This is a genomic window from Trebonia sp., from assembly GCF_049794275.1.
Classification (GTDB): Bacteria; Actinomycetota; Actinomycetes; order Streptosporangiales; family Streptosporangiaceae; genus Trebonia.
Genome location: NZ_JBARCR010001312.1, coordinates 1 through 5,524, shown reverse-complemented (window position 1 = coordinate 5,524; position 5,524 = coordinate 1). Strand labels below are relative to the sequence as shown.

Below are 5,524 nucleotides of genomic sequence, written 5' to 3'. Positions count from 1 at the left end.
CCGCCGGCCGGGTGTGGGTCACGGTCGCGCCCGCGCCCCCGCCCCCGCCGGTGACCCCCGGCACCGCGCACTTCACCATGCAGGACGACTTCTCGTCTCTGGACCCGGCACTGGCACAGGTCCCCTCTACCGTGGTCATGTATGCGACCTGCGCCAACCTGGTGACGTATCCGGACAAGCCGGCGCCGGCCGGATCGCAGATCGTCCCCGAGGTCGCCGAGGCGGTTCCGACCCCCACCGACGGCGGCAGGATGTACACCTTCACGATCCGGTCCGGCTTTCGCTTCTCGCCGTCCTCGAACGAGGCGGTCACCGCGCAGACGTTCAAGGCGACCATCGAGCGCGTGGCCAACCCGCGGCTGAGTTCGCCGTTCGCGTACGCGTTCAGCGGCGTCGCCGGCTACCACAATTACGTCACGGGAAAGGCGCCAGGGCTCAGCGGGGTGGTCGCGCGCGGCGACACGCTCACGATCACGCTGTCGCAGCCCGACGGTTCGTTCCTCGCCAACCTCGCGGGCGGTGCGGCCTGCGCCGTCCCGCCTAGCACGCCAGCTGTCCCCGGCGGCCTGAACACCATCCCGTCGGCGGGCCCGTACTACATCGCGTCGTACTCACCACGCCAGCAGCTAATCCTGCGGCGGAACCCCAACTACCGCGGCGACCGCCCGCACCACCTCGACCAGATGGTCTTCACGATCGGGACCGACAGCGCCCGCGCTCTCGCCGAAATCAAGGCCGGCACGGCCGACTACGCGGTCGACGGCCTCCCGCGCGACGCCGGGCCGGGGCTCGAGTCACAGTACGGACCGGACAGCAAGGCGGCCAGATCAGGACACCAGCGGTACTTCATCAGCCCCGCGAACGGGGTACGGATCCTGCACATGAACGCGAGCAGGCCGCTGTTCTCCAATGTCCGGCTGCGGCGCGCGGTCAACTACGCGATCGACCGGTCGGCGCTGGCCGCCCAGGGCCAGCGCTTCGCCGAGGCCAATCCCTTCAACGCAGGAAGCCCGGCCGACAGCTACATGGCGCCCGCCACCGCCGGCGCCGCCGACTTCCATCTCTACCCGCTGGCCGGCCCGGACCTTCGCCGGGCACGGCAGCTTGCCGGAAACGTCCACGCGACGGCGATCATGTACACGCCCGACGTGGCGCCGTGGCTTCAGGAGGCGCAGATCATCAGCCGCGACCTGCAGCCACTCGGCATCGATGTCCAGCTGAAGGAATTCCCGCTCGACGAGTTCTTCGACCGGATCAGCCACCGCGGCGAGCCATTCGATCTCGCGGTCGACGGATGGTACTCCAACACCACCGACCCTGCGGCGACCCTCGAGATCTTCGACGGCAGCACGATCAGCGCGGACGACAACGGAGACTTCTCCTACCTCAACGACTCCGCATTCGACCGGCAGCTCCACGCGGCGGCCGCGCTGTCCGGTGCCAGGCGTTACAGCACATACCGCCAGCTCGATCTGGAACTCGAACGCGACCTCGCGCCGGCGGCCGCATTCGCGACCAACGCGAGCCGTGACTTCTTTTCCGCCCGGATGGGCTGCCAGCTCTACCAGCCGCTCTACGGCATCGACCTGGCCGCGCTATGCCTCCGGAGCACGGGGAGCTGACGGTCGGCGATCCAGCGGCGTCGGCGATCCAGTGGCGTCGGCGCGGCTGCTCGGCGATATGGCGAGGGATTAGCTGGCAGCACTCGGGCGGCTGGCCGACACCCGGTTGCGGCCCCGGGCGCCGGCCAGCCGCCGGGATGCTGGGGTGTCAGCCCCGGTCCTGGGATCCCGGCTGTTCGGGAATGACGCTGCCGGCTGGCGTCGTGGTTCCCTCTGTCCGTACAGTCCGCAGTTTCGGCATAGGGCCGGAGAGTTGCCTGTTGATCTGCTCGAGCTTGGCGATGAGGTCTTGGATGTCGCGAAGCTGGCGATCGTCGCGGACTGGGGTGCCTTCGTCGCGGTCGCTTGCGGCTGGCACGCCGTTGCCGGAAGTCATGAACAGGGCTCCAGACGGGGAGGAAGGCCGACGGCTAGTTGGTCACCATCGACGCTATTAAGGGTTATCTTACTGCGATTTAAGAGACTTGTCACCCGCGTTTCAAGTGATATACGCGATATTCGCCAGCCTATATGACGGCGGGAGCAGAGGGTACGCCGTACGCTGGTGAGCGGCGCTTCTGTTAGCAAAGCCGCAGGTCAGATGCCATAATGAATTGGTGCGATCGATTGCAAGAATTTTAACTGCAAATTGCGAATGCACGCACATCGTGCACGAGTAGGGGAAAGTGCGTATGCACGTGCATTTGCAGCCCGCAGCCGTTCGTGAATGACGGAAATTCGCCTGGCAGGCAGGCGGTCAGCGGCGAGCCTGCCCCCGCTGGCCGTGGGCGCGCATGGACTGCTCCATTTCCTGCGGGGTCAGCGCGGGCACCGGCAGCTCCGACACGCCGTCCCTGGACGGCCGCAGGCCGTCGATGATGAGCGTGAGGTAACGCCGCCAGACCTCCGGCTCTACGTAGCTGGCGTACTCGGCGGCCGCACCGAGCATGTAGGCGATCAGCGGCACGTCGGTGGCGCTGAAGTCCTCGCGCAGCACGCCCGCCTCCTGAGCGCGCTCGACGAGCTTGGTGACCACCGGGCGCATCTGCTCGCGGGCGTAAGCCACCCGGTCCCTGCCGTAGGTGGCGAACATCATGAGCTGGCGCAGGCCGATGCTGGACGCCATGGTCTCGGCCGCGTACTCCAGGTAGGAGACGAGCGCCTGCCACGGGTCGGGCGCCGCGAGGGCCTGTTCCGCGACGGCCACCATGGCGTCGATGCGGTCCGCAAACAGCTCCGCGACGAGCGATTCCTTGTCGGGGAAGCGGCGGTAGACGGTGCCGACGCCGACCCCGGCCTGGCGGGCGACATCGTCCAGGGTGGCGTCGAGGCCGCGCTGGGTGAACACCTCGGCGGCGGCGAGCAGGATGCGCTGCCGGTTCCGCTCGGCATCGCGGCGCAGCGGCCGCTCGCCTCCGCAGCCGCCGGTTGTCACAACACCGTCCGATGTCACGTCTTATAGAGTAACCCGCAGCGGAGGTAGCTTCTCCGCTTCGTGTTATGCTTTCCACGTAAGCGGAGCTGGATCCTCCAGATAGGCGGTCGACATGTCCGAAGCAAGCGCCCAAGGGGCCTGGGCGGGCGGGGCATCCGGACAGGCGGGACCCGACCCGCGCCGGTGGCTGATCCTCGGCGTCATCGCGGTCGCCCAGCTCATGATCGTACTCGACCTGACCGTGATGAACCTCGCGCTGCCGTCGGCGCAGCATGCGCTGGGCTTCAGCGACGTCGACCGGCAGTGGGTCGTGACGGCGTACGCGCTGTCGTTCGGCAGCCTGCTGCTGTTCTGCGGCCGGCTGGCCGACCTAATCGGGCGCAAGGTGATGTTCCTCACCGGCTTGGTCGGCTTCGCCGTGGCCTCGGCGATCGGCGGCGCGTCGGTCAACTTCGAGATGCTGGTCACCGCCCGCGCGTGCCAGGGCGTGTTCGCGGCGATGCTGGCGCCGGCCGCCCTGTCGCTGCTGACCACCACGTTCACCAACCCGAAGGAGCGCGGCAAGGCATTCGGCGTCTATGGCGCCATCGCCGGCGCGGGCGCGGCGGTCGGGCTGCTGCTCGGCGGCGTGCTGACGTCGTACCTGTCCTGGCGCTGGTGCCTGTACATCAACCTGTTCTTCGCCGGGATCGCGATCACGGGCGGAGCGCTGTGGCTGCACAAGCAGCAGAAGACGACGGGCGGCAAGCTGGACATACCTGGTGTGCTTCTCGTCTCCAGCGGGGTGTTCTGCATCGTCTACGGGTTCTCGAACGCTGCGACGCACGGCTGGAGCACGCCGTCCACGTACGGGTTCCTCGCCGTGGGCGTCGTACTGCTGGTCGCCTTCGCCGTCTGGCAGGGTCGCGCCAGCCACCCGCTGCTGCCGCCCCGGGTGGTGCTCGACCGTAACCGCGGCGCGGCCTACCTGGCCATCCTGATCGTCGGGGCCGGCCTATTCGGCATCTTCCTGTTCCTGACCTACTACATGCAGGTCAGCCTGGCTTATTCGCCGGTGATCAGCGGCCTGGCCTTCCTGCCGATGGTGGCGTGCGTCGCCGTCGCGGCCAACGTGGCCAACATCGTGCTGCTGCCGCGGATCGGCCCGAAGCCGATCGTCATCGTGGCCTTCCTGCTGCTGACGGGCGGGCAGATCTGGCTGACCAGGATCGGGGTGCGCGGGGACTACGTGGCCGACATCCTCGGCCCGCTCATGATCACCGGCACCGGCATGGGCCTCTTGTTCTCGACCGCGATCAACACCGGCACGTACGGGGTCGACCCGCAAGACGCGGGCGTCGCGTCGGCGTCGGTGAACACCGGGCAGCAACTCGGCGGGTCGATCGGCACGTCGCTGCTGAACACGATCGCGGCCAGCGCCACGACCGCCTACATCGCCAGCCACCTGGCCAGCCTGCACGGCAGGCCGAGCGCCGCAATACTGCACCAAGTGCAGGCCGCGGCCTTCGTGCACGGCTACACGACGGTGTTCTGGTGGTGCACCGGCCTCTTCGTCGCCGGCGCGGTCATCTGCGGCACGCTGATGCGCAGTGGCCCGCTGCAGGGCATGGGGCCCGGCGCCGCGCCCGCGCCCGCCGCGGTGACGGAGGAGAGCTCCGCCGTCTAGAGCGGTCAGCTCCCCGGAGTAGACCTGTGCAGCACCTTGCGGGCGGGGCGCGGGGCCGCCGCGACTGAGCTGCCCTCGTCCGAGGCCGGCTCGGAGAGCCGGGCCAGCACGATCGTGAAGCGGGTCATCCCCGGCCAGCTGGTCACCAGGACCGCGCCCTCGTGGGCGGCGACCACGGCGTCCACGATGGCCAGGCCCAAGCCCGTTGACGCCGCGTCGACGGCGTGCGTCCTGGCGGTGTCCGCGCGGGTGAACCGCTCGAACAGGTCGGGCAGCAGGCCGGCCGGGATGCCCGGGCCGTCGTCGGTGACGGTCAGCACCACCCGCGGTTCCGCGGGGATGTCGCCGTGCTGTATGGAGTCCGGGCGGTCGTCGGGGGCGCGGTCGCGATCGCGGTCCTCGCCGGGCGGCAGCGTGTCGCTGACCGCGACGGTGACCGTAGTGCCCTCCGGGGTGTGCCGTCCGGCGTTGCTGAGCAGGTTAGCGAGCACCTGGTGCAGCCGGTGCTCGTCGCCGCGGACCTGCACCGAGTCGTCGGGGAGCTCGAGCACCCAGCGGTGGTCGGGCCGCGCGACCTGGGCGTCGCTCGTCGCCTCGATCGCCAGCCGCGTCATGTCCACAGGATCGGTGTTCAGCGGGCGTCCGGCGTCCAGCCTGGCGAGCAGCAGCAGGTCGTCGACGAGCACGCTCATCCTGGTGGATTCCGACAGCACCCGGCCGAGCGCGTGCGTGACGGTTTCCGGGGAGTCGCCCGGGTGCAGCATGCCTAGCTCGGCGTAGCCGCGGATGGCGGCGAGCGGGGTGCGCAGCTCGTGGCTGGCG

General features: G+C 69.2%; 5 protein-coding genes. 2 read left to right on the top strand and 3 right to left on the bottom strand.

From position 1 onward, the window contains the following. Positions 1-1,622, top strand: a 1,622-nt coding sequence (locus WA805_RS31770) for an ABC transporter substrate-binding protein (RefSeq protein ID WP_425244191.1), incomplete at its 5' end; no start/stop codon positions are given. 148 nt (positions 1,623-1,770) lie between these two features. Here the strand turns inward: WA805_RS31770 and WA805_RS31765 are convergent. After that, on the bottom strand, positions 1,771-1,998 hold the full coding sequence (locus WA805_RS31765) for a hypothetical protein (protein ID WP_422280396.1): 228 nt from the start codon (positions 1,996-1,998) through the stop codon (positions 1,771-1,773). Between the two features lie 360 nt (positions 1,999-2,358). Next, entirely contained in the window at positions 2,359-3,054 is a 696-nt protein-coding gene (locus WA805_RS31760) for a TetR/AcrR family transcriptional regulator (RefSeq protein WP_422323897.1), read from the bottom strand. A 94-nt stretch (positions 3,055-3,148) separates the two neighbouring features. On the opposite strand from WA805_RS31760, the gene WA805_RS31755 reads away from it, so the two are divergent. After that, the gene (locus WA805_RS31755; RefSeq protein ID WP_422280392.1) at positions 3,149-4,702 is read left to right on the top strand and encodes an MFS transporter; all 1,554 of its coding nucleotides are present in this window, start codon (positions 3,149-3,151) and stop codon (positions 4,700-4,702) included. A 5-nt stretch (positions 4,703-4,707) separates the two neighbouring features. On the opposite strand, the gene WA805_RS31750 is transcribed toward WA805_RS31755, so the two are convergent. Next, positions 4,708-5,524 (bottom strand): sensor histidine kinase (locus WA805_RS31750; RefSeq protein WP_425244190.1); only part of this gene is annotated, 817 nt, incomplete at its 5' end.